1 protein-coding gene is annotated in these 264 nt (G+C 65.5%); it reads right to left on the bottom strand.

Features of this window, described 5'->3' with window-relative positions; translation table 11 throughout:
* On the bottom strand, positions 1 to 264 hold a 264-nt coding region (locus VJI93_RS08950; protein WP_324009348.1), incomplete at both ends, for a Bug family tripartite tricarboxylate transporter substrate binding protein.

Raw genomic sequence — 264 nt, forward strand, 5'->3', positions numbered from 1 at the left:
CTCCACGCCCTTGATGCCGGATTCGGTGTAGGTCGGCACGTCGGGCAGCAGCTTGGAGCGGCTCGCGGTGGTCACGCCGATGGCGCGCACCTTGCCCGACTGGATGTGCGACAGCAGCGTGGGGATGGAGCCCATGTACATGTCGATGCGCCCGCCCAGCAGGTCGGGCATGGCCTGCGCCATGCCGCGAAACGGCACGTGGGTGAACTTCACATTCGAGCTTTTCTGCCAGGCCTCGCTGATGAGGTGCGAAATGGTGCCGGT

This window comes from Parvimonas sp. M20 (assembly GCF_035282425.1).
Lineage (GTDB): Bacteria > Bacillota > Clostridia > Tissierellales > Peptoniphilaceae > Parvimonas.